This window comes from Salinigranum halophilum (genome assembly GCF_007004735.1).
In the GTDB taxonomy this organism is placed as follows: domain Archaea; phylum Halobacteriota; class Halobacteria; order Halobacteriales; family Haloferacaceae; genus Salinigranum; species Salinigranum halophilum.
This window is the reverse complement of the sequence record NZ_SSNL01000004.1, coordinates 237,598-259,082: the sequence shown is the minus strand read 5'-3', so window position 1 is coordinate 259,082 and position 21,485 is coordinate 237,598. Positions and strand designations below refer to the sequence as shown.

The window sequence follows — 21,485 nt, the reverse complement described above, 5'->3', positions numbered from 1 at the left end:
GGCAGGGGTACGTGACTAGTTACCACGCCGAGGTGTATGAGTGTTTCGCGGCTGTCGACGGAGGTATCTGGCGAACGGTGTGTGTCGTCGGCGCGTCGCCGACAGACGTGGCCAGTCGGCGAGCGACCGCCGCGACGGCGCTCAGTAGCCCCGGGTGATGAGGTAGTCCGCGATGTCAGCGAGGAGGCTCCGCGCGTCGTTCTCCGGGAGCACCTCGAGTCGCGACTTCGACCGTTCGACGAGGTCTTGCGCCGTCGTCCGGGCGTAGTCGATGCTTCCGGCCTCCTCGAGCACCGAGACGGCCTCCTCGACTTCCGCCTCCGACAGGTCCTCGGGGTGGTCGGCGTCGACGAGGGTGTCGACGTCGACGCCCTGCTGCCGGGCGTGGAGCGTGATGAGCGTCTCTTTGTCCTCGACGAGGTCCGACCCGCGCTGTTTGCCCAGTCGCTCCGAGGGGACAGTGAGGTCGAGGACGTCGTCTTGAATCTGGAAGGCGCTCCCAGCCTCGATGGCGTACTGGTGGAGCGCGTCGACGACCTCGTCGTCGGCGTCCAGCAGGATGGGCGGGATGGCCGCCGCGGCCCCGTAGAGGACGGCGGTCTTCGACTCGACCATCTCGAGGTACTCGTCGGGGGCGACCTCCGTGCGTCCCTCGAAGTCGACGTCGAGCGCCTGTCCCTCGCAGATGTGGGTACACGTGGTGGCCAGCTTCCGGGTGGCGCGGAGGCCGTTCTCGGGCCGCGCGCCGGTGTCGGTGAGTATCTCGAACGCCTTCGAGTACAGCGTGTCGCCCGCGAGGATGGCGGTATCGACGTCGTACTCCTTGTGGACGGCAGGCACGCCCCGCCGGAGGGCGTCGTCGTCCATGATATCGTCGTGGATGAGCGTAAACGACTGGATGACCTCGATGCTCATCCCCGCCGCGAGGATGTCGATTCGGTCCCCGGTGAGGGTGGGGAAGTCGGTGTACGACTCCGACATCGGCTCGACGTCGAGCAGTGCTTCGGCCGCGAGCAGCGAGACCGTCGGCCGGAGGCGTTTGCCTCCGGCGAGCAGCAGGTAACGCGACGCCTCGTAGAGTCGCTCGGGCTTCGCCATCGGGAGGTAGTCGTCGATGGCGTCGTTGACGACCCGGCGACGCTCCTCGACGGCGGCGAGCACCCGCTCCTCCGTGGCGTTCGCGTCGGATGCCATCAGTCCACCAGCTGGATCATGTTGCCGTTCCGCGTGACGTGCAGGTCACGGCCGAGGGCGTAGCCCTGACTCTCGGCGAGGTCGACGTACGGCGAGAAGCCCTTGAGGTCCTGGTGGGCCGGGATGATGTGTTTGGGCTGGAGCGCCTGCAGCATCGTGTAGTGACCCTCTTCGCGGAGGTGACCCGAGACGTGGATGTCGTCGTAGATGCGTGCGCCCTGCATCTTCAGGAGCTTCTCCGACTGGTAGCGCTGCCCCTCGTTCGTCGGCTCGGGGATGACGCGGGCGGAGAAGATGACCTTGTCGCCGTCGTCGAGTTCGAACGGCGTCTCGCCGCGGCCCATCCGGGTGAGCATCGCACGCGGCTCGCCCTGGTGGCCCGTCACGATGGGGAGGTAGTCCTCCTTGCCCTCGTTCATGATGCGCTTGAACGTCCGGTCGACCGACTTGCGGTGGCCGTACATCCCGACGTCGTCGGGGAAGTCGACGAAGCCCAGTCGTTCGGCCGTCCCGGAGTACTTCTCCATCGACCGGCCGAGGAGGACGGGCTGGCGACCGATGTCCTTCGCGAACTCGACGAGCGAGGTGACGCGGGCGATGTGCGACGAGAAGGTCGTCGCGACGATACCGCCGTCGTAGTCCTCGATGGAGGTCATCACGTCGCGGAGGTGGCGACGGGCGACCGACTCCGAGGGCGTGCGGCCCTTGCGCCCGGCGTTGGTACAGTCCTCGATGTACGCCAGCACGCCGTTGCCCTCGCGTCCGATCTCGCGGAAGCGCTTCATGTCGATGGGGTCACCGATGACCGGCGTGTGGTCCATGCGCTTGTCGAGACCGTAGACGATGGCCCCCTCGGGCGTGTGGAGGACGGGGTTGATGGCGTCGATGATCGAGTGCGTCACGTTGACGAACTCGAGGTCGACGCGCTCGCCGATAGACATCGTCTCACCGGCGGACATCTTCACCAGGTCGTTGTTGACGTTGAACTTGTTCTCGCCCTCGATCTGCTGACGGACGAGTTCGATGGTGAAGGGCGTCGCGACGATGGGGGCGTCGTAGCGGTGTGCCAGTTTGGAGATGGCACCGATGTGGTCGAGGTGGCCGTGCGTCGGCACGATGGCCTTCACGTCGCCCTCGAGGTCGCTCATCACCCGGTCGTCGGGGATGGCGCCCATGTCGATCAGGTCGAGACTGTGCATCTGTTCGGTTTCGACGTTGTCGTGGATGAGAACCTGCGAGAGGTTCAGACCCATGTCGAAGACGACGACGTCGTCACCTGCGCGGACGGCAGTCATCTGCCGGCCGACTTCCTCGTAGCCGCCGATTGTTGCGATTTCGATTTCCATGGTAGCACTGAAACGCGGACGTTCGCGCGTATGTAGTAAGCTCGCTGTGGGACGGCCCCGGTGTCGTCGCCCCCGAGGGCGGCGACGACCGGCACACGGCCACAGCAGACCTTACGAAACCCTGCGGATGTGGCGGAAGCCACAGGCCTCGGCGTCTTACAGCCTGTCGGTCGGTGGTTCCCGCAGTACGGTCCGACACCGTACTTACCCGCGGGAGTGTGGTAGTGAGGGCTACACGCCCGGGTATTAAAAGAACACGGGTTACATCCGAGCCTGACAGCCGCGGACACGGCTCGTTCGCCGTCGGTCGCTCCTGCCAGCCGTAGACGGTACGTTTATTACTGGGAGGGAGAGGTGTTGAGGTATGAGCGGACGACCGCTGGACGTACTCGAGGCGTCGCTCGACGCGCTCGTCACGGTCCATCTCAAAGACGGTACCATCTATCACGGTGTCCTCGCGGGCTACGACCAGCACATGAACCTGGTGCTCGAGAACGACGAGATGGGCGAGGACGTCCACGGCGACCTCGACGCCACCGCAGTGCAAGACACAACGATTATACGCGGCGACAACGTCGTGACCATAACAACATGACTGGCGCAGGAACGCCGAGCCAAGGCAAGAAGAACAAGACGACTCACGTGAAGTGCCGCCGCTGCGGCGAGAAGTCCTACCACGTGAAGAAGAAGGCCTGTGCGTCCTGTGGCTTCGGGAAGTCGGCCAAGCGCCGCGAGTACGCCTGGCAGTCGAAAGCCGGCGACAACTGACCCGACGCGGACGACACGCACACGGATTCTCTCACGCGCTCGACCCGTGAGCGACGGCACCGCTCGCGCCCGTCGGCGCTCACGTCCCCGCGCCGTCGCCGGACCGTTCGGTGCGCCGACGACCCCGGTGGCCGTGCTGGCCGCGAGATATACACACTCGTGTATATATACTCCGTAGCGAAACGGGAATACAGCACAATCACGGGTCTTTTTATCGCTCGGCCCGCATCCGTCTCGTATGGCACACGGGCGGGACACACTCCCGGAGGGACCGACAGAGAAGTGCGGGGTCGTCGGTCTCTCGTTGGCCGACCGAGCCGCTGCACGGCCCATCTACTACTCACTCTACGCCCTCCAGCACCGGGGCCAGGAGTCGGCGGGTATCGTCACTCACGACGGGTTCCAACAGCACGACCACGTCGACATGGGGCTCGTGGGCGACGCCTTCTCCGAGTCCGACCTCGCGGGGCTGAACGGGACGACGGGCATCGGACACGTCCGCTACCCGACGGCCGGGAGCGTCGACAAGTCCTGCGCGCAACCCTTTACCGTCTCGTTCAAGTCGGGGTCGCTCGCGCTGTCGCACAACGGCAACCTCGTCAACGCCGACGAGATCCGCGACACCCTCGCCGAGAAGGGTCACGCCTTCACCTCCGACGGCGACACCGAAGTCATCGCCCACGACCTCGCGCGCAACCTCCTCGAGGGCGACCTCGTCCGCGCGGTGAAGGCGACGATGGGCCGCATCCACGGCTCGTACTCGCTCACCATCATGCACGACGACACCGTACTCGGTCTCCGGGACCCCGAGGGTAATCGCCCGCTCTGCCTCGGGAAACTCGAAGACGGCTACGTGCTCGCCTCGGAGTCGGCGGCCATCGACACGCTGGGCGGAGAACTGGTGCGAGACGTCCGCCCCGGAGAACTCGTTCTGCTCGCCAGCGACGGCTCCGGGTACGACTCCTTCCAGCTCGTCGAACGGGAGAACACGGCCCGCTGTTTCTTCGAACACGTCTACTTCGCCCGTCCCGACTCGCGCATCGACGGCACGCTCGTCTACCAGGCTCGCCGCGCCCTCGGCCGGAAGCTCTGGGAGGAAAGCGGCGTCGACTCCGACGTCGTCATGCCCGTCCCCGACTCCGGCCGGGCGTTCGCCTCCGGGTACGCAGAGGCCGCACAGGACGACGGCGCGGACGTCGAGTTCGCCGAGGGGCTCATGAAGAACCGCTACGTCGGTCGGACGTTCATCATGCCCACGCAGGACGAGCGCGAACGCGCCGTCCGGCTGAAACTGAACCCCATCCGAAGCACCATCGAGGGGCGCTCCGTGACCATCATCGACGACAGCATCGTCCGCGGCACCACCTCTCGACAGCTGGTGAGCCTGCTGCGGGACGCCGGGGCCGACGAGGTCCACGTCCGCATCGGTGCGCCGCCCATCATCGCCCCGTGTTACATGGGTATCGACATGGCCACGCGCGACGAACTCATCGCCGCGGACCGCTCCGTCGCGGACATCCGCGACGAGATCGGTGCCGACTCGCTGTCGTACCTCTCCATCGACGCCGTCGCCGAATCGCTCTCGGCCTCGAAGGCGGACCTCTGTCTCGGCTGCGTCACCGGGCAGTACCCGTACGACATCGACGGCGAGGAGACCGACCGGCCGGTCGAGCGCCCGGCCGTGACCGACTCGCCACCGGCCGACGACTGACCGCTGCCCGCTCGACTCCCACTCGAACTGACAGGGCCACTCGCCGACCACCGACCGTCTCGTCCGGTGGTCGTCACCGTCCCGGTCGGAAACATCTCACGAACCAACCACATCAGTTATCTCCGTCTCTGTCGTACTTCGTACACGATGTCAGAACGGCCACCGTGGACGACCCCCGTATGAGCGACAGCGTCCTCGTCCGGGCGCGGTTCGACCCCTCGTCCGACCGTTCGGTCTCGGTCACCATCGCCGAGGCGCTCGCACTGGTCGCGGAGTCGGCGCTCGACCTCCCGCCGCTGGCACACACCATCGACACCGACTCGCTCGACGCGCTGTTCACGACGGGGGGCGACACCACGGGCACCACCCCACCGAGCGAGCTGCGGCTCACGTTCCCGTACCTGCAGTGGCAGGTGACCGTCACGGGCGCGGGCGAAATCGTCATCGGCGCCCGGTCGGGTCGCGAGGCACCGAGCGGCTGAACCGAGCACCGGCGCCACCCTCGGGGTGGACAACGGTTATTCGTGTTTGTCCCGTCACGACACACATGGCTCAGCAGTTCCCCGACCTCGGACACGAGGTCCCCGAGATCACCGCCGAGGCGTTGAAGCGGCGACTCGACGCGGGCGAAGCGTGGACGCTCCTCGACACCCGCCGTCCCGCCGACTTCGACGCGTGGCAGTTGACGCATCCGAACATCGAGTCGGTGAACGTCCCCTTCACGGCGTTCCTCGACGGTGACGACCCGGCCGGGGACGTCCCCGAGGGCGTCCCTCCACGGGACGCCGACCGGCCGCTCGTCACCTGCTGTGCGAAGGGTATCTCGAGCCTCTACGTGGCCGAGTTCCTCACCCGCGCGGGCTGGAACGTCTACGGCCTCGCCGACGGGATGGAGGGGTGGGCACGGCTGTACGAGTCCCACGAGGTCGACGCCGACACGGACGCGACGGTCCACCAGTACCACCGACCCTCTTCGGGCTGTCTGGCGTACCTCGTCGTCTCAGGCGACGAGGCGCTCGTCGTCGACCCCCTCAGGGCGTTCGCCGACCGCTACGTCGAAGACGCTCGCGAACACGGTGCCGAGGTCGTCGCCGTCGTCGACACCCACGTCCACGCCGACCACGTCAGCGGCGTGCGCGACGTCGCCTCGGCGACCGGTGCCGACGTACTGCTTCCTGCGGGCGCGGCGGACCGGGGGCTGGCGTTCGACGCGACGCTCGTCTCCGACGGGGACAGCCTCGGCGTGGGCGAGTCGGTGGTCGACGTGGTCGCGCTGCCGGGACACACGACGGAGATGACCGGTTACCGCGTCGACGACGTCCTCTTCGCCGGCGACTCGGTGTTCGTCGATAGCGTCGCCCGCCCGGACCTCGAAGACGCCGACGAGGCGGCCGTCGAACGCGCCGCTCGGGCGCTGTACGAGACGGTCCAGTCGATAGCCGCGATGCCCGACGACACCGTCGTCGCGTCGAACCACGCCGGCGAGCACACGCCCCGCGCCGAGGACGGGACGTACACCGCGCGCGTCGGCGACCTCCGCGAGTCGCTCGCGGCGTTCTCGATGGACGAGTCGGCGTTCGTCGCGTTCGTGACCGACGACCTGCCGCCGCAGCCGAACGAGTATCAGACGATTATCGCGGCCAACCTCGGCCGCGAGGACGTCGACGACGCCGAGGCGTTCGAACTGGAACTCGGCCCGAACAACTGCGCGGCCGGGTGACCGGGCGCGCTCAGCCACGTCACGACGGCGTCGAGGCGTTCTTCACCTGTACCTCTCGGTCGGCACTGACGTGACCGCGCACTTCGAGTGTCACCGTTCTCGGTTCGGACGTCGTGTACTCGGTGTCGACGTCTCGGGTCAGAGAGACCGTCTCACCGGCGTCGACCACCTGTTCGAGAATGTGGGACTCGTCGTCGTCCGCGATGGTGTCCGTCGGCCAGTAGAGCGCAGCCAGGAACCGCCCCGCCGTCTCGGAGACGTTCGTCACCGAGAGCGACACCGACAGGGGGTCGCCCTGTGAGACCGACGCCGGCACCGACAGCGAGTCGAGTTCGAACCGGGCAGCCGGTGCGGCGAGTCCGTCCCGTGCCGCCGGTGGAAGCGGCCACTCGCGCGGGTCGTGAGACTCGTCGCCGTCGAACCGTATCCGCGGTTCCCCCGCCGAGAGCGGCGACGGGACGGTGAACGCGAGCACCGAGGGGCCGTCCCCGCCGAGGCCCCGCTGTCCGACTGGTGGGCCCTCGTGACCGGCCACGGCGACGTTTATCGCTCCCCTCGTCCTGGGGAGCCCCGGTGACCACGACCGGCCACCGGCCTCGAACGTGAACGTGGCAGCGTCGAGTTCGGTCGCCCCGCGAACCGACGCGACGACGTACTGTTCACCCCGGCCGGCGAGGACGCCGCCGGAGCCCATCACCGACTCGTAGCGGACCGCCTTGCGAGCCACGATACCGTCGACGCTGACGCGCTCGACGGGAGTCGACGAGTCGGTGGGCGACCCCGGTGTCGACTCGGGAGTCGCCGCCGCTGTCGCCGACGACTGACTGGTGTCCGGTTCGCTCGTCGACGGGGGCGTCCGCGTCGTGCAGCCGGCCACGGCGGCGAGACTCCCGGCTATCGTCGCGAGGAGCCGTCTTCTGGAGGGCATCGTCCGGAGGCCGACCGGCGACGTAACAGGTCTTGTGGTCGGCGTGGGACGCGTGGTCAGTCGGCGTCGACGTGTCGACCCGGCCCGTCCGCGACGCCGGCGTCGACGCCGCGCTCCTCGGGCGTCAGGTAACACTGCGGGTCGGGCGCGAACGGGTCGCCGTGGACCGCGAGCGCCCGCAGTCGCGAGGCACCGCGACAGACGTCCTGATACCGGCAGTCGGCACAGCGCCCGGTGAGGTGCCGTTCGCGTTCGCGTAGTTTCGCGAGGAGGGGGTTCGACTCGTCGTCCCAGATGGCTCCGAACGGCCGGTCCCGGACGTTGCCGAGCGAGTAGCCCTGCCAGAACTGCGTGAGGTGGACGTTCCCCTGGTAGTCGATGTCGGCGACGCGCTTACCGGTCGGGTCGCCGCCGTTCACCTCGAGGTAGCGACGCACCCGGTCGGCCACCGCGTCGCCGAGTTGCCGGCGGGCGTACTCGACGAGGAAGGCGGCGTCGCAGTAGTTGCCCACGAGCAGGGTCTCTATCTCCTCGCCCTGCCGGTGGTACTCCCTGGTGAGGTCACAGACCGCCTCGACCGCCTCGCGGCGGCGCTCGGGTGAGAGGTCGATGTCCCGGATTCCGGCCCCTCGCCCGCCGTAATCGAGGTGGTAGAAGCAGAAGCGGTCGAGGCCGACGTCGTGGAGGAGGTCGACGACGCCCTCCAGGTCGGCGCGGTTCGACTCGGTCACGGTGTACCGGAGCCCGGTCTTCAATCCCGCGTCGAGGCACGCCTCGATTCCCTCGACGGCGGCGTCGAACGCGCCCTCCCGCCCCCGGAACGCGTCGTTGCGTTCGGGGAGGCCGTCGACGGAGACGCCGGCGTACGCGAGCCCCGCGTCCTGCAGTTCCTGCGCGCGTCCGGGCGTGATGAGCGTCCCGTTCGTCGAGAGCACGGGGCGGATGCCCCGGTCGGCCGCGTGTGCGACGAGTTCCGTGAGGTCCTCGCGGACCAGTGGCTCACCGCCGGAGAAGAGCACGACAGGAGCGCCGTACTCGGCGAGGTCGTCGAGGAGCCCTTTGCCCTCTGCGGTCGTGAGTTCGCCCGGTGCTCGCTCGGCCTCGGCCTCGGCGTAACAGTGCGTACAGGCGAGGTTACACCCCTTCGTGACGTTCCACACGACGACGGGGCGCTGTTGTCGTTCCTCGCGGATCTGCTCGACGTCGGCCTCGTCCGCCGCATCGTACCGGAGACCGTCTCCCTCGGCGACCCCACCGCAGAGCAGTTTGCTGACCGAGATCATGACCTGACCTCCGGCGACCGGTCGGCGTCGGCCGCACGTTCCGTGTCGCGGTCGTCGGTGTTCGCATCCAGTGCCCGCGTCGTGAACCGGGCGACCTCGTGGGTCGGGCAGAGCCAGATGCTCTCGGCGTCGGCGAACAGGGCTCCGGCGTGTTCGTGTGCCGCGTCGGCGGTCGGTGCGGTCACGCTCCCGGCGTGACAGAGCGGGTCGGTGGGTTCGGTTCGGAGGAACACCTCCCACTCGTCGATGCCGTCGTGTCGTGGTTCGTCTCCCCGTGAGCGAGTGGTCTCACCGTCGGACATGAGCGCTGCTACCGCTGGAAGGGACGAACACGTACCGACGGTTTTCAGCGCGTGGGAATCACGGTCGCGCGCCGACCGGTCAGTAGATGAGATACAAGAGTGCGTACACGACGTTGCCGAGGACGAACGAGACGAGCCACAGCGCCGCCGCGACCCGGCCGAACCGCGCGTGCGTCGTCCCCCGGAGTTCGGACACGGACCGCGTGAGCGCGAGGAGGGCGACGTAGTAGACGAGGGGGAGACAGACGATGGCGAGGACGATGTGTATCGCGAGCGTCGGGAGGTAGACGAACTGGTAGACGGCGTCGGGACCGGGGAACGGCGCCGGACCCTGCATACTGACCTTGTAGAGGTACAGCGCGAGGAAGCCGACGAAGAGGACGAGCGTGGCGAGCATGAACGCGCGGTGACGCTGCCAGTCGCCGCGTCTGATGGCGCGAACGCCGAGGAGGATGGTACCGATGGCGACCGTGCTGATGACGGCGTTGACGTGCGGGATGGCGGCGAAGACGGCGTCTGGCGCGCGGGGCAGGACCGACCGCGGGACGGCACCGAGTGCCGCACCGAAGACGAGGACGAGCGAGACGACGGTGAGCAGTGCGGTGAGTCCACGGACGTGACCGCGTGCACGAGCCCGGAGTTCCATGTCGGAAACGAGGGAAGGCGCGGAAAAAACGGTTTGGACTTCCGCCGCCCACGTCGTGAGAACACGCGACACTCCGGTCTCGAAAGGAAAGTCATTTAATCAGGGGCAGGATACGAAGTGATGCACACGCCACTGCGAGCGTGGGTAGCCAAGCCAGGCCAACGGCGCAGCGTTGAGGGCGCTGTCCCATAGGGGTCCGCCGGTTCAAATCCGGTCCCACGCATCGCACCGGTGGTCGACAAGACCGCCAGACGATGCAGGTGTCGTCCCTCTGCGGACAACACCCACGCACAATCCTTCCGAACGCTACACGACGAGCACCGGCACTGTCCGGCCATCAGACGGCCAGACGACCCGTGTCCGCGAATTTAAACGGGTGGAACCAGTACGGAAGTTATGGCTAAGTACTCGACAGGCTCGGGTGGCGGCGGCGATGCCGGTGACGCCTGCGAGCTCTGCGGAAAGGAGACCGGCGACCTGCGACGTGCGAACGTCGCGGGCGCCAACCTTCTCGTCTGCGGCTCCTGTGCGCCACATGGCGACCAGCCCGGTGGGAGACGTGGGGGGAGCTCGACCGACGCGACCGACGCGACCGACGACTCGGCGTTCGAGGGCAACCGCAAGAAGCGCGCGGCCCAGCGCACGGCGCGGCTGTACGACAAGCAGAAGGGCGACCCGAGCCACTGGGAGAAGGAGGGGACGAACTACGAGAAGGACCGCCTCCCGTATCTGGTCACCGGCTACGGTGACCGCGCGGAGGAGGCGCGACAGGCCGAGGGGTTACAGCTCGCCGAGCTGGCGACCGAACTCGACGTCGAGGAGGCCGACCTGCTCGCCGTCGAGCAGGGACGAGCGTCGCGGGCCGGCGTCGGCGGGTCGGTCATCCGGGCGCTGGAGAAGCGCCTCGACGTGCGGCTGGTCGACGAGTAACCGTTCCCGAGCGCGGTTCGATGCGGTGTGCGGTGTCCCCGGTGAGCGCGCCGAGTCGGCGTCCGACGCGGGGGCGGAAGCTTTTTTCTCCAGAGGCGTGCCACGGCGCACGTGTACTCACGAGCCCCACAGGAGCCCGAGGTCAGGACGTTCGAGGCCGACGTCACGGCGGTCGAGGGGTCGACCGTCGTCCTCGACAGGACGTACTTCTACCCCGAAGGGGGTGGCCAACCGGCGGACCGCGGAACGCTCGCGGGCGAGGACGTGGTCGACGTACAGGCCCGCGACGGGCGGGTCGAACACACCCTCGCCGCGGCTCCCGAAGCCGTCGCAACCGTCGGCGAGACGGTCGAGGCCCGCATCGACGACGACTTTCGGACCTACTGTATGCGCGCGCACACCGCGAGCCACGCGCTCTACGGCGCGGGTCGGCGACTTCTCGACGACCTCGGCTACGGCGGCTTCGGCATCACTGACGAGAAAGTCCGCGTCGACTTCGCCACCTCGACGGACGTCGACGACGCGGTACTCGTCGAACTGGAGCGCCTCGTGAACCGGGCGGTGTGGGACTCGCGCGCCGTCTCGTGGGCGGAGATTCCCACCGAGGACGCCCGCGCGCGAGCGGACGTGGCGTTCAACACCAAGACCGAAGGCGGGGTGATGGCGGACTCGGACTCGGTCAGAGTCGTGACCATCGACGGCTGGGACGTCGCTGCCTGCGGCGGGACGCACGTCTCGAACACGCGCGAAATCGGCCCCGTCTCGGTGCTCGAGCGGTCCAACCCCGGCGAGGGCCTCACCCGCGTCGAGTTCGCCGTCGGCGACCCCGGCATCGACCACCGTGCCGCCGTCCACGGGGCGGCGCTCGACGCCGCGCGCGAACTCGGGGTCAGCGTCGGCGACCTGCCCGAGGAGGTCGCCTCCCTCCGCACGGAGAACGCCCAGCTCTCGGCGGCGCTCGCCGACCTCGAAGCGGAACGGCTCGCGGAGCACCTCCGTTCGTTCGACGCGGTCGAGCGCGCGGGGACGACGTGGCGGGTCGGCACCGTCTCGGGAGCCGACGCGAACGCGGTTGGTGACGTCGCGAAACGGGTCGTTGACGACGGCGTCGTCGCCGCTGTCGGTGACGGTGACCGCCCCTTCGTCGTCGTCGCGTCCGGCGGGACGGTCCACGCGGGTGACGTCGTCGACAGCGTGACTGGCGAGTTCGGTGGCGGCGGCGGCGGTGGTCCACCGTTCGCACAGGGCGGGGGACTCGACGCTGCACCGGACGAGGTCGTCGCGTTCCTCCGCGACGCGGCCCCCGACGCCGCCGAGTAGGGGTTACTTCTCTTCGTCGTCGTCTGACCCGGTCTCGTCGGTCTCTCCTGCGTCCGCCCCTGTCTCGTCGGGTTCCTCCGCGTCCGCCCCCGTCTCGTCGGGTTCCTCCGTTTCCGCGCCCGCGTCGTCGGGCTCTCCTGCGTCCGCGCCCGCGTCGACAGCCGCCCCACTCTCGCGTTGCGCGTCGGCCCCCGCGTCGTCCGTCGACGGCTCGCTCGCGCCGCGTTCGGACTCACTGTCATCGCTGGTGTCGGCCTCGGCGTCGGCGGACGTCCGGGGTTCGGTGTCGTCCCCGAATCCAACACCCCCCGAGCGCTCGGTGCTCGCGAGGGGGTCGTCGGCCCACGCGCTCGGGTCGGCCGAGCGGGCCTCTCGACGCCGCCAGTAGAGCACGCCGAGCGCGAGGACGACGAGGAGCCCGACGAGCGCCACGATGGGGCCCAACAGTCCGGTCGCCGCGCCCCCGGAGCCGTCGTCGGTTTCCGTTCCCGTCATCTGGTCTCCCGCGTCCGTCGTCGCTCCGGACTCCGTGGCTCCTCCCTCACCGATGCCGCGAACCGTCACGGACTCCGAAGTCGTCCCACCACGCCGTGCCTGCAGACTGCGGTCACCGGGTTCTTCGATGCGGACGGTCGCCCGGCCGTTCTGGTCGGTCTGGGCGACCGCTTCGCCGTCGACCAGGATGGTCACGCCCGACGCGGGTTCGCCGTAGGCGTTCGTCACCTCGACGGGGACCATCTCGCCGACGACGGTGCGCTCGTTCAACGCGGTGAGCGAGAGGCCGGGTTCGCGGCTGAGCTCGAAGGCGAGCGACCCCGCGCTCTCGTTGGTCGTGACCGTCCGCGTGACTGACTCGTACCCCTCCTTCGAGACGGTCACCTCGAGTTCGCTGTTGACGGGGAGGAGCGAGGCCGTCGACCCGCGGTCGTCCGTGACCGACTCTCCAGCGCCCTCGATGGAGACGGTCGCGTTCGAGACGGGCTCTGCCGGGTCGAAGTGGGGGTCCTCGACGACGATGTCGTAGTCGACGCGACCGCGTTCGATCTGGACAGTCTCCTCGGGCGAGCCGGCGACGATGACGTCCTGCGTGGTCCGGTAGTAGCCCGCCTTCACGACGGTGACGGTGTACCGACCCTGGGCGATGGTCCCCGACCGAAACTGCCCGTCGGTGTCGGTTCGACCGCTCACGGCCTCGATACCGTCCTGCGAGAGCGCGACGCGGGCATCCGCGACCGGCCCTTCAGCGTCGCGGACGGACACGTCGATGTCGGCCTTCCGGAAGACCTCGATGGTGTGTTCGCGCTCGGTGGCGACGCGGATGAAGTACGGTTCGTTCCGCGTGTAGCTCGGGTCGTCGGGTGTAATCTCGACGCTGGCGGCCTCCGGGACGTCGATGAGTACCATCCCGTTCGACGCCGTGGTCGCGCGGCTCTCACCACCGTCCCAGGTCGCCAGGAGTGTCACCCCACCGAGTTGCTGGTTCGTCGAGGGGTTCACGACTTCGATGGTCAGCGTGACCATGTCGTCCGACTGAGCGAGCGCTGGTCCGGCAGCGCCGGCGAGTGACGCGACGAGCACGAATCCGGCGACGATGAGCGAAATCCGCTGCATGGTCGTTACTCCGGGAGCAGCCTCTTAATTGTCGACCCGATTGCGTCAGCCTGGCGTCAGACGTGCGCAGGTTTTTCGTCGGCGCGTCGCGTGGAACGGCTATGGCACTGGCAGCGTCCGGCTCGCTCTCCGAGGAGCAACGAGCCATCCGTGAGGTCGTCCGCGAGTTCGCCGTCGAGGAACTCCGCCCGGGTGCGGCGGCAGCAGACGCATCGGAGAGCTTCCCCGAAGACGCCTGGGACGAACTCGCCGCGCTGGACCTGACCGGTCTGACGACGCCCGAGGCGTACGGCGGCTTCGACGCCGACCGGCTCACCTACAGCGTCGTCAACGAGGAGGTAGCGTACGGCCAGCTCGCGGTCGCGACGGCGCTGTCGGTTCACTGTCTCGCGACCTCGTGTCTCGCCGAGTTCGGGAGCGACGCGCTGAAAGAACGGTACCTCCCCGACATGGCCGCGGGCCGGCCCGTCGGGATGTTCGCGCTCTCCGAACCCGGAGCGGGGTCGAACCCGGCCGAGATGACGACGACAGCCCACAGAGAGGGTGACGAGTACGTCATCTCGGGCGAGAAACAGTGGATTACGAACGGCGAGCGCGGCGACGTCTGCATCGTCTTCGCCAAGACCGACCCGGCCGACGACTCCTCGGTGACGCAGTTTCTCGTCCCCAAATCCGCGGGCATCGAGGTCGGGAAGAAGGAGCACAAACTGGGGCTCAGGGCGTCGGACACGACGGCACTGACGTTCGACGAGGTGCGCGTCCCGGCCGAGAACCGCCTCACAGAGGAGGGGAAGGGCCTCTCTGCGGCGTTCCACATCCTGACCGGTGGGCGCATCGGCATCGCCGCGCAGGCGGTCGGCCTCTCGCAGGCGGCCCTCGACGAGGCCGTCTCGTACGCGAACGACCGCGAGCAGTTCGACCGCCCCATCGGGAAGCTGCAGGCGATCAGACACAAGCTCGCGGACATGGCGACGCAGGTCCACGCCTCGCGGCTCATGGTCAGAGCGGCCGCCGAACAGGACGACGCGGGCGCTGACCCCCGCCTCGCGGCGGCGATGGCGAAGTACTTCGCGAGCGAGGCTGCGGTGGACGTCTGCAACGAAGCCGTCCAGGTCCACGGCGGCTACGGCTACACGAAGGACTTCCCAGTCGAGCGGTTCTACCGTGACGCGAAGATTCTCACCATCTACGAGGGCACCTCCCAGATTCAAAAGGAGATTATCGCCCGCGCCGTCGTCGACTGACCATCGAGCGAGGTCGACCGGTCGAAGCGCTCTTGTCCGCGTCGGACCTCCGGAACGGTAGTGACAGACAGACCGAGCCTCGACGCGTACGACGCCGTCGTCTACGACCTCGACGGGACGCTCGTCCGTCTCGACGTCGACTGGAACGCCGTCGCGCGGGACGCAGTCGCCCGCTTCGACGCCCACGGCGTCGACGCCACCGGCTACGACCTCTGGACGATGCTCGACCTCGCAGACGCGGAGGGACTGCGCGACGAACTCGAGGCCGTCATCGCCGACCACGAGCGCGAGGGCGCGCGCGTCTCTGCTCGCCTCCCGCTCGCCGACCGGGTGTCGAGCCACGAGGTGCCCGTGGGCGTCTGCTCGCTCAACTGTGAGGCGAGCGTCCGACTCGCCCTGGAGGCACACGACCTCGCCGAGTGGGTCGACGCCGTCGTCGGTCGGGACAGCGTCGCGACGCGGAAGCCGGACCCCGAGCCACTCTTGACGACGCTTCGCGGCATCGACGTCGCGCCCGGGCGGGCGGTGTTCGTCGGTGACTCCCCCAGAGACCGGACGACGGCCGAGCGCGCCGGCGTCGCGTACCGCTCGGTCGAGTCGTTTCGATTCTCGGTCGACTGAGCGGACCGCGCGACGAGTCGTCGACGAGCCGCTCTCTGAGGCGTCGAGGGCGTGTGGAGACCGCAGAGTCGACAGTCTGACCGGGCTACAGTCTCGCCTCCCACTCCGGTCGCTCGCTCTCACGAGCCGACCGAAGCATGGTGGTGGCGCGTGACAGCGCGGGCTCCGTGCCGCGCTGACACCGCGCGAGGGACGAGGAACGCAGGACGCGAGCGAAGTGAGCGTCCGAGTCCCGCAGTCGGCTGGGGAGGGTGTGGCCTCATCGCGCCCGTGTACCGCACGAAGGTCCCCTCCTCACGACCGGTTCCACGATGGATGCCACGTCCGCTCCGCCGCACAGCACGTCCGCTCCGCCGCACAGCACGTCCGCACGACACGGCACACACGAATCGTCACGCTCGCGTCGAGCGTGAACCGACACCTCTTATCCCTCACGACCGTACCCGGCAACCGTGCAACCAGTCGAACGCTCTGACCCCGACGGTGTGGACTTCGGATGGGTGATGCAGACGACGTTCGTCGTGACCATCCTGGTCGGGTCGCCCATCGTCGCGGTGTTGTCGACGACGACGACGCTGCCCACGTGGGGGGCGCGCGCCTCGTTCGCCATCCGCGTCGGCGCGGTCATCTGGTTCCTCACCGCCGTCTTCGTCTACCTCTACGCCCGGCACACCAACGCCGGCGACGGCGGCGTCGGCCGACCCGACGCCGACCCGAACACCGAGGACTGAGACAGGCCCGAAGCCGTTTTCCCCGCCACCCGCGCACGTGCAGGTATGATCGACGAGACCATCGAGGAGATCCGGGAGATGCAGACCCACAGCTCCTCGGTCGTCGCCATCAAGGCCACCCGCGCGCTCGCCGAACTCACCGAGCGGGAGTACGCCGCCATCGACGACTTCGAGCGAGCGGTCGAGCACAACGTCGGCGCGCTCCGGCGCTCGAACCCCTCCCACGCCTCGCTCCACAACGCGATGCGTCGCGTCCTCGACGAGGTCGTCGGCCAGTCGACGACCGTCGAAGGGGCGATGGCCGCGCTCGAACACACCATCGAGGACGTCGTCGAGGACATCGAACAGGGCAAACGGGGCGCAGCGGCGAACGCTGCGGAGACCTTCGCCGACGGGGAGACGTTCCTCACCCACGACTACTCCTCCACAGTTCTCGACGCCATCGAGACCGCCGCCGCCGCCGAGACGGAACTGACGGCGTACATCACCGAGGCGCGTCCCCGCTACCTCGGCCGGAAGACCGCTCGCGCCCTGGCACAACTCGACACCGTCGACCCCCACCTCATGACCGACGGTGCCTGTGGGCACTTCCTGCCCGACTGTGACCGCGTCGTCATCGGGATGGACTGCATCGTCGAGGAGACCCTCTACAACCGCGTCGGAACGTACCCACTCGTCGCGACGGCCAACCACGCTGGCGTCCCCGTCACCGTCGTCGGGTCGAGCACGAAGCTCATCGACGAGTTCCGCTTCGAGAACGAGGTCCGCCCCGCGACCGAGGTGATGCTCGAACCCGCAGAAGGCATCACCGTCGAGAACCCCGCGTACGACGCGACCCCGGTCGACCTCATCGACGAGGTCGTCACCGACGAGGGCGTGCAGAAACTGTAACGTTCAGTCGACCGCGACCCACGCTCCGGACTCGTCCGACCGCTCGATGGCGTCCAGTATCTTCTGCACCTCGTAGGCGTCCGCGAACGAGGGGTGGAACTCCCCGCCCGCCGCGGCGGCCGAGAGGAACTCGTAGTTCTCGTGGACGAAGGTGTGTTCCCAGCCGATGACGTGGCCCGGCGGCCACCAGTGGTCGACGTACGGGTCCGACTCGTCGGTGACGAGGATGGTCTCGTACCCTCTCGACTCACTCGATTTGTACTCGAGTTCGTTCAGCCGTTCGAGCGAGAACTTCACACTCCCATCGGACCCGTGAATCTCGATGGTGTGGTCGTTCTTGTGGCCCGTGGCGAACCGGGACGCCTCGAAGCTCCCGACGGCCCCGTTCTCGAACGTCGCCTGCGCCGTGTATGCGTCGTCGACCGTCACGGGCTTCGTCTCGCCGTCACCCGTGGGGCGCTCGTCGACGAACGTCTGGAGGTGCCCCGAGAGACGAGTGACGTCGCCCGCGACGTCGCCGACGAGAAAGCGCGCGAGGTCGACGGTGTGGGCCCCGAGGTCACCGAGTGCGCCGCTCCCGGCCAGTTCCTTCGAGTTACGCCACGACCACGGCGCGTCGGGGTCGACCAGCCAATCCTGGAGGTATTTCCCCCTGAAGTGGCGAATCTCACCCAGTTCCCCGTCCTCGATGAGCCCCTTCGCGTACCGGATGGCGGGAACGAAGCGGTAGTTGAACGCGCAACCGGCGACCTGGTCCGACGCGCGGGCGGCCTCGTGCATCTCCCGGGCTTCCCCGAGTGTCGGGGCGAGCGGTTTCTCACAGAAGACGTGTGCGCCCGCCTCCAGCGCCGCGATAGAGGGTTCGGCGTGGAGGTGGTTCGGGCCGAGGTTGTAGAAGACGTCCACCTCGTCGACCACGTCGCGCCAGTCCGTCGCGGTGTGGGAGAAGCCGAATCGCTCGGCGGCGTCCGCGAGTGCCTCCTCGTCGCGCCCGATGAGGGTGTGCCGGTCGACGCCGGGAGCGTCGGGGAAGAACATCGGCAGGCGCGCGAGCGCGTTCGAGTGCGCCTTGCCCATGAAGCGGTAGCCGAGGACGCCGACGGTGAGTTCCCCGGTCATCACTCTGCCCAGTACGCGTCGCCGGGAGTGGTCTCGAACACGGCGCGCTGGAGGACGTCGACCGCCTTCTCCAGCCCCTCCCGCGAGGAGGTGAGCGAGTCCTCGTGCTCGATGGAGAGCGCGCCGTCGTAGCCGACCATCCGGAGGGTCGAGACGACGTCCTTCCAGTGTTCCTCGCCGTGGCCGTATCCGACAGTACGGAAGAGCCACGACCGGTCTCGCTCCTCGGTGTACGCCGTCGTGTCGAGGACGCCCTTCGTTCGCGCGTTCGCCTCGTACACCTTCGTGTCCTTCGCGTGGACGTGGTGGATGGCGTCTCGCTCACCCAAAAAGCGGATGGCCTCCGTCACGTCGATGCCCTGCCAGTAGAGGTGCGAGGGGTCGAAGTTCGCACCGACGCGCTCGTTGGTCGCCTCCCTGAGTCGGAGCAGGCCGTGCGGTTCGTACACGAGCATGTTGGGGTGCATCTCGATGGCGACGTCCACTCCCCTGTCGGCGGCGTGGTCGGCGAGGTCGCTCCAGTAGTCGGTGGCGACCTCCCACTGGTACTCGTGGGCGTCCGCGTGTTCCGTCGGCCACGGTGCCGTCACCCAGTTGGGGACCTCGTCGTCGGGACCCCCGGCGGGAAGCCCGGAGAAACACGTCACCGTGTTCACGTCGAAGGCGGCGGCGAGGTCGATTGCCTCGCGGAGTTCCTCGTCGGCTTCGGCCGCGCGCCCCTCGTCGGGATGGAGCGGGTTGTTGTGCGTCGCGAACGCGCTCACTCGCAGGTCGTGTGCGTCGAGCGCCTCCCGCAGCGAGGACCGCGCCGACTCGCTCTCGAGGAGGTCGCGCCGGTCGACGTGGTCGTCACCGGGATACCCCCCGACGCCGAGTTCGACCGCGTCGACGCCGATACCGGCGAGGTACGCGAGCGCGTCGTCGAGCGACTCGCCACTGAGTGGTACGGTAAGTACACCTACGTCCATGTCGCGGGCTACTCCCGACCCGCGAATAAAATTTCCGTCGCGTCAGCGGCGCAAGAACTCCGAGAGCTTCTCCCGGAACGAGGCGTCCTGTCCGAGGCGGAGGTAGTAGGCGTCCCCACCGTCCTCGTAGTAGTTGTCGATACGCCGTCGGACCTCGAAGCCGATGTGTTCGTAGAAGCGAAGCGCGCTCTCGTTCGTCGACCGCGCGTGACAGGTGACCGAACGGTGGTGCTGTGCGACTTCGGCGACGAGTCGGCGGCCGAGCCCCTGCCCGCGGGCTTCGGGAGCGACGGCGAGAAAGAGGATGTAGCCGTCCCGGCGGACGGAGACGAACCCGGCGAGTTCGTCCCCGTCGAAGAGGAGGTGCGTCGTCGACCGGCGGTAGGCGTCGACGAAGAAGCCGCGCCGCTGTTTCAGGACGCCCTCGGCCTGCCGGATTCGCTCTTTGAGCGCCCACGCGGCCTCGACGTGCGTGGCGTCGTTGGGCCCGTCGACCCGTTTCTCGATTGTGGCACTCACTGGCGTACACGTACACGAGTCTGGAATATAACTCCACCGTCGTCGAGCGGTGTGTCGGTCGTCGACGACACCTGACGCGCGGGTTCGGGCGACCACTCCGCCGCGTCCCGCGGCGAAATCGTCGCGCCGTCGGCCGCCGCCGAACGTGTCCCGTGCAAGAGTTAAGTGCCCTCCACGTCACGTACTCGTAGATTACCATGGCCATCGACGCGAACTTCGAGACGAACCGCGAGCGAGTGGAGGTCGACGAGGAGGCCTTCGCGGACGACGTCGCCATCTGGGGTCCGTACGACCCGCCGGAGAAGCAGGGCATCCACGGGACCCACGTCGCCGTCGACTTCGACATCTGTCTCGCCGACGGTGCCTGCCTCGAGGACTGTCCGGTCGACGTGTTCACCTGGGTCGACACGCCCGGCCACCCCGAGTCCGAGATCAAAGCCGAACCGACACACGAAGACCAGTGCATCGACTGCATGCTCTGTGTCGACGTCTGCCCCGTCGACGCCATCGACGTCGACCCCGGACGCGCCGGTCGCATCTGAGCCGCGCCCGCGTTCGGGCCACGTCGTCGTCTCCGTCGCCCGCCACCGTCGTCACCTCGTCGCCCACGTCGTCCACCAGTCGCGAGCGACGGCCCTCTCCCGAGCCTGTGGACGCTCTCGTCTACCCGGACAGTCCTGTCAGCTGAGAATTAAGCCAAAAGATTATTATGAAAACGTGCGGAGATGATGGCGAGACTATGGGAGAACTTGACACTGTCGTGTTGACGAAAGGGGTCCCCGACTTCCGCGAGGGGCAGGTATCGTTCGACGAGAACGGCCACCTCGAACGGGGAAAGACGCCGACGGTGATGAACCCGAACGACAAGCACGCGCTGCGGGCGGCGCTGCAGACCCGGGTCAGACACGGTGGCACCGTCTCGGTGATGTCGATGGGCCCGCCCGGCTACAAGGACGTCCTCCGCGAGGCGATGGAGACGGTGTACGCCGACGACCTCACACTCGTCTCCGACCGGGAGATGGCCGCCGCCGACACCTGGGCGACAGCCATCACGCTCGCGTCTGCCATCCGAAAGCGTGGCGTCCCCGACCTGGTGTTCGCCGGGTTCAAGACGGCCGACGGCGAGACGGGCCACACCGGCCCGCAGACGTGCTGGTGTCTCGACTTGCCGGTCGTCACGCACGTCATCGCCCTGGACGTCGACGCGGACGAGGAGACCGTCCGTGCGAAACGCCTCGTCGAGGGTGACATCGAGGAGGTCGAGACCGTCGAGGTGTCGCTCCCGGCGTTCATCGTCACCGACCCCGACTTCGAGCCGGTGTATCGAACGGCGGCCGACCGCCTCGAACTGAAGACGCTCCGAAACGAGACGCGCGAGCGCGCCGCGGCGCTCGACGAGGACGACGACGCCGTGACCGTGTGGGACCACAGCGACCTGAACCTCGACCCCGACTACATCGGCCTCGACGGCTCGCCCACCATCGTCTCCTCGGTCGACCCGATTCCGAAGGCCCCCGCCGAGCGCGAGGCGACGATGGTCGACCCCGCAGACTCGGACGCCATGCAGCAGGTGGTTGAGGAGCTGACGCCCTTCGCGACGGGACCGGGAGCCGCCGAGGCGGGGGGTGACTGA

The 21,485-nt window shown here is 68.2% G+C and carries 23 protein-coding genes and 1 tRNA gene; 14 read left to right on the top strand and 10 right to left on the bottom strand.

From position 1 onward, the window contains the following. Positions 1 to 141 precede the first annotated feature (141 nt). Together idsA3 and E6N53_RS09965 are read right to left on the bottom strand one after the other, a co-directional pair. Positions 142 to 1,194: a geranylfarnesyl diphosphate synthase gene (gene idsA3, locus E6N53_RS09970; RefSeq protein WP_136590197.1), complete on the bottom strand. Its 1,053-nt coding sequence runs from the start codon at positions 1,192 to 1,194 to the stop codon at positions 142 to 144. Further along, positions 1,194 to 2,540, bottom strand: coding sequence for an RNase J family beta-CASP ribonuclease (locus E6N53_RS09965; protein WP_142858919.1), 1,347 nt, complete (start codon positions 2,538 to 2,540; stop codon positions 1,194 to 1,196). Before E6N53_RS09965 ends, idsA3 begins: the two co-directional genes overlap by 1 nt. Positions 2,541 to 2,904: 364 nt before the next feature. On the opposite strand from E6N53_RS09965, the gene E6N53_RS09960 reads away from it, so the two are divergent. The 5 genes from E6N53_RS09960 to E6N53_RS09940 all read left to right on the top strand — a co-directional run bounded on the left by E6N53_RS09960 (position 2,905) and on the right by E6N53_RS09940 (position 6,739). Then, a complete protein-coding gene (locus tag E6N53_RS09960) occupies positions 2,905 to 3,135 on the top strand; it encodes an LSM domain-containing protein (protein ID WP_136590195.1) in 231 nt (76 codons plus the stop codon). Then, positions 3,132 to 3,308 carry a 50S ribosomal protein L37e gene (locus E6N53_RS09955; protein ID WP_103426003.1) on the top strand — a complete coding sequence of 59 codons (177 nt, stop codon included), beginning with the start codon at positions 3,132 to 3,134 and terminating at the stop codon, positions 3,306 to 3,308. The genes E6N53_RS09960 and E6N53_RS09955 overlap by 4 nt, the downstream gene beginning before the upstream one ends. Positions 3,309 to 3,546: 238 nt before the next feature. After that, entirely contained in the window at positions 3,547 to 5,019 is a 1,473-nt protein-coding gene (gene purF, locus E6N53_RS09950) for an amidophosphoribosyltransferase (RefSeq protein WP_142858917.1), read from the top strand. Between the two features lie 179 nt (positions 5,020 to 5,198). Continuing rightward, positions 5,199 to 5,501 (top strand): HalOD1 output domain-containing protein, encoded by a 303-nt coding sequence (locus E6N53_RS09945; RefSeq protein ID WP_142858915.1) that lies wholly within the window; start codon positions 5,199 to 5,201, stop codon positions 5,499 to 5,501. Between the two features lie 65 nt (positions 5,502 to 5,566). Continuing rightward, entirely contained in the window at positions 5,567 to 6,739 is a 1,173-nt protein-coding gene (locus tag E6N53_RS09940; protein ID WP_142858912.1) for an MBL fold metallo-hydrolase, read from the top strand. Positions 6,740 to 6,758: 19 nt separating this feature from the next. Here E6N53_RS09940 and E6N53_RS09935 read toward each other — a convergent pair whose 3' ends face one another. From E6N53_RS09935 to E6N53_RS09920, 4 genes are all read right to left on the bottom strand, one after another. Continuing rightward, on the bottom strand, positions 6,759 to 7,667 hold the full coding sequence (locus tag E6N53_RS09935) for a hypothetical protein (protein WP_142858910.1): 909 nt from the start codon (positions 7,665 to 7,667) through the stop codon (positions 6,759 to 6,761). Positions 7,668 to 7,723: 56 nt separating this feature from the next. Beyond that, on the bottom strand, positions 7,724 to 8,950 hold the full coding sequence (locus tag E6N53_RS09930; RefSeq protein WP_142858908.1) for a TIGR04347 family pseudo-SAM/SPASM protein: 1,227 nt from the start codon (positions 8,948 to 8,950) through the stop codon (positions 7,724 to 7,726). After that, entirely contained in the window at positions 8,947 to 9,252 is a 306-nt protein-coding gene (locus E6N53_RS09925) for an Htur_1727 family rSAM-partnered candidate RiPP (protein ID WP_142858906.1), read from the bottom strand. Before E6N53_RS09925 ends, E6N53_RS09930 begins: the two co-directional genes overlap by 4 nt. Positions 9,253 to 9,331: 79 nt before the next feature. Continuing rightward, entirely contained in the window at positions 9,332 to 9,898 is a 567-nt protein-coding gene (locus tag E6N53_RS09920) for a DUF420 domain-containing protein (RefSeq protein WP_142858904.1), read from the bottom strand. 138 nt (positions 9,899 to 10,036) lie between these two features. On the opposite strand from E6N53_RS09920, the gene E6N53_RS09915 reads away from it, so the two are divergent. From E6N53_RS09915 to E6N53_RS09905, 3 genes are all read left to right on the top strand, one after another. Next, positions 10,037 to 10,121, top strand: a tRNA-Leu gene (locus E6N53_RS09915). A 173-nt stretch (positions 10,122 to 10,294) separates the two neighbouring features. Continuing rightward, on the top strand, positions 10,295 to 10,828 hold the full coding sequence (locus E6N53_RS09910) for a helix-turn-helix domain-containing protein (RefSeq protein WP_136601824.1): 534 nt from the start codon (positions 10,295 to 10,297) through the stop codon (positions 10,826 to 10,828). A gap of 111 nt (positions 10,829 to 10,939) precedes the next feature. After that, on the top strand, positions 10,940 to 12,148 hold the full coding sequence (locus tag E6N53_RS09905) for an alanyl-tRNA editing protein (protein ID WP_142858902.1): 1,209 nt from the start codon (positions 10,940 to 10,942) through the stop codon (positions 12,146 to 12,148). A 3-nt stretch (positions 12,149 to 12,151) separates the two neighbouring features. On the opposite strand, the gene E6N53_RS09900 is transcribed toward E6N53_RS09905, so the two are convergent. Beyond that, positions 12,152 to 13,759: a carboxypeptidase regulatory-like domain-containing protein gene (locus tag E6N53_RS09900; protein ID WP_142858900.1), complete on the bottom strand. Its 1,608-nt coding sequence runs from the start codon at positions 13,757 to 13,759 to the stop codon at positions 12,152 to 12,154. A gap of 101 nt (positions 13,760 to 13,860) precedes the next feature. Here E6N53_RS09900 and E6N53_RS09895 point away from each other — a divergent pair, with 101 nt between their 5' ends. From E6N53_RS09895 to E6N53_RS09880, 4 genes are all read left to right on the top strand, one after another. Beyond that, positions 13,861 to 15,003, top strand: coding sequence for an acyl-CoA dehydrogenase family protein (locus E6N53_RS09895; protein WP_142858898.1), 1,143 nt, complete (start codon positions 13,861 to 13,863; stop codon positions 15,001 to 15,003). Positions 15,004 to 15,063: 60 nt separating this feature from the next. Next, positions 15,064 to 15,624, top strand: coding sequence for an HAD family hydrolase (locus tag E6N53_RS09890; protein ID WP_142858896.1), 561 nt, complete (start codon positions 15,064 to 15,066; stop codon positions 15,622 to 15,624). Between the two features lie 452 nt (positions 15,625 to 16,076). After that, a complete protein-coding gene (locus tag E6N53_RS09885; RefSeq protein ID WP_136590182.1) occupies positions 16,077 to 16,355 on the top strand; it encodes a DUF5822 domain-containing protein in 279 nt (92 codons plus the stop codon). A gap of 45 nt (positions 16,356 to 16,400) precedes the next feature. Then, complete coding sequence (locus E6N53_RS09880) at positions 16,401 to 17,246, top strand: eIF2B alpha/beta/delta subunit family protein (RefSeq protein WP_142858894.1); 846 nt, start codon at positions 16,401 to 16,403, stop codon at positions 17,244 to 17,246. A gap of 3 nt (positions 17,247 to 17,249) precedes the next feature. On the opposite strand, the gene E6N53_RS09875 is transcribed toward E6N53_RS09880, so the two are convergent. The 3 genes from E6N53_RS09875 to E6N53_RS09865 are packed head-to-tail and all read right to left on the bottom strand — an operon-like array spanning position 17,250 to position 19,852. Beyond that, positions 17,250 to 18,365 (bottom strand): Gfo/Idh/MocA family protein, encoded by a 1,116-nt coding sequence (locus E6N53_RS09875; protein WP_142858892.1) that lies wholly within the window; start codon positions 18,363 to 18,365, stop codon positions 17,250 to 17,252. Continuing rightward, positions 18,365 to 19,333, bottom strand: coding sequence for a sugar phosphate isomerase/epimerase family protein (locus E6N53_RS09870; protein WP_142858889.1), 969 nt, complete (start codon positions 19,331 to 19,333; stop codon positions 18,365 to 18,367). The genes E6N53_RS09875 and E6N53_RS09870 overlap by 1 nt, the downstream gene beginning before the upstream one ends. A 42-nt stretch (positions 19,334 to 19,375) precedes the next feature. Beyond that, the gene (locus E6N53_RS09865) at positions 19,376 to 19,852 is read right to left on the bottom strand and encodes a GNAT family N-acetyltransferase (protein WP_136590178.1); all 477 of its coding nucleotides are present in this window, start codon (positions 19,850 to 19,852) and stop codon (positions 19,376 to 19,378) included. Between the two features lie 197 nt (positions 19,853 to 20,049). Here E6N53_RS09865 and E6N53_RS09860 point away from each other — a divergent pair, with 197 nt between their 5' ends. Together E6N53_RS09860 and E6N53_RS09855 are read left to right on the top strand one after the other, a co-directional pair. Continuing rightward, positions 20,050 to 20,394: a 4Fe-4S dicluster domain-containing protein gene (locus tag E6N53_RS09860; RefSeq protein ID WP_136590177.1), complete on the top strand. Its 345-nt coding sequence runs from the start codon at positions 20,050 to 20,052 to the stop codon at positions 20,392 to 20,394. A 197-nt stretch (positions 20,395 to 20,591) separates the two neighbouring features. Next, positions 20,592 to 21,485 (top strand): electron transfer flavoprotein subunit beta/FixA family protein, encoded by an 894-nt coding sequence (locus E6N53_RS09855; protein WP_136590176.1) that lies wholly within the window; start codon positions 20,592 to 20,594, stop codon positions 21,483 to 21,485.

Bases quoted from the DNA above. Each gene is read 5' to 3' on its own strand.
- idsA3 (WP_136590197.1), bottom strand. From the start codon at position 1,194: ATGGCATCCGACGCGAACGCCACGGAGGAGCGGGTGCTCGCCGCCGTC.
- E6N53_RS09965 (WP_142858919.1), bottom strand. From the start codon at position 2,540: ATGGAAATCGAAATCGCAACAATCGGCGGCTACGAGGAAGTCGGCCGG.
- E6N53_RS09960 (WP_136590195.1), top strand. From the start codon at position 2,905: ATGAGCGGACGACCGCTGGACGTACTCGAGGCGTCGCTCGACGCGCTC.
- E6N53_RS09955 (WP_103426003.1), top strand. From the start codon at position 3,132: ATGACTGGCGCAGGAACGCCGAGCCAAGGCAAGAAGAACAAGACGACT.
- purF (WP_142858917.1), top strand. From the start codon at position 3,547: ATGGCACACGGGCGGGACACACTCCCGGAGGGACCGACAGAGAAGTGC.
- E6N53_RS09945 (WP_142858915.1), top strand. From the start codon at position 5,199: ATGAGCGACAGCGTCCTCGTCCGGGCGCGGTTCGACCCCTCGTCCGAC.
- E6N53_RS09940 (WP_142858912.1), top strand. From the start codon at position 5,567: ATGGCTCAGCAGTTCCCCGACCTCGGACACGAGGTCCCCGAGATCACC.
- E6N53_RS09935 (WP_142858910.1), bottom strand. From the start codon at position 7,667: ATGCCCTCCAGAAGACGGCTCCTCGCGACGATAGCCGGGAGTCTCGCC.
- E6N53_RS09930 (WP_142858908.1), bottom strand. From the start codon at position 8,950: ATGATCTCGGTCAGCAAACTGCTCTGCGGTGGGGTCGCCGAGGGAGAC.
- E6N53_RS09925 (WP_142858906.1), bottom strand. From the start codon at position 9,252: ATGTCCGACGGTGAGACCACTCGCTCACGGGGAGACGAACCACGACAC.
- E6N53_RS09920 (WP_142858904.1), bottom strand. From the start codon at position 9,898: ATGGAACTCCGGGCTCGTGCACGCGGTCACGTCCGTGGACTCACCGCA.
- E6N53_RS09910 (WP_136601824.1), top strand. From the start codon at position 10,295: ATGGCTAAGTACTCGACAGGCTCGGGTGGCGGCGGCGATGCCGGTGAC.
- E6N53_RS09900 (WP_142858900.1), bottom strand. From the start codon at position 13,759: ATGCAGCGGATTTCGCTCATCGTCGCCGGATTCGTGCTCGTCGCGTCA.
- E6N53_RS09895 (WP_142858898.1), top strand. From the start codon at position 13,861: ATGGCACTGGCAGCGTCCGGCTCGCTCTCCGAGGAGCAACGAGCCATC.
- E6N53_RS09880 (WP_142858894.1), top strand. From the start codon at position 16,401: ATGATCGACGAGACCATCGAGGAGATCCGGGAGATGCAGACCCACAGC.
- E6N53_RS09875 (WP_142858892.1), bottom strand. From the start codon at position 18,365: ATGACCGGGGAACTCACCGTCGGCGTCCTCGGCTACCGCTTCATGGGC.
- E6N53_RS09870 (WP_142858889.1), bottom strand. From the start codon at position 19,333: ATGGACGTAGGTGTACTTACCGTACCACTCAGTGGCGAGTCGCTCGAC.
- E6N53_RS09860 (WP_136590177.1), top strand. From the start codon at position 20,050: ATGGCCATCGACGCGAACTTCGAGACGAACCGCGAGCGAGTGGAGGTC.
- E6N53_RS09855 (WP_136590176.1), top strand. From the start codon at position 20,592: ATGGGAGAACTTGACACTGTCGTGTTGACGAAAGGGGTCCCCGACTTC.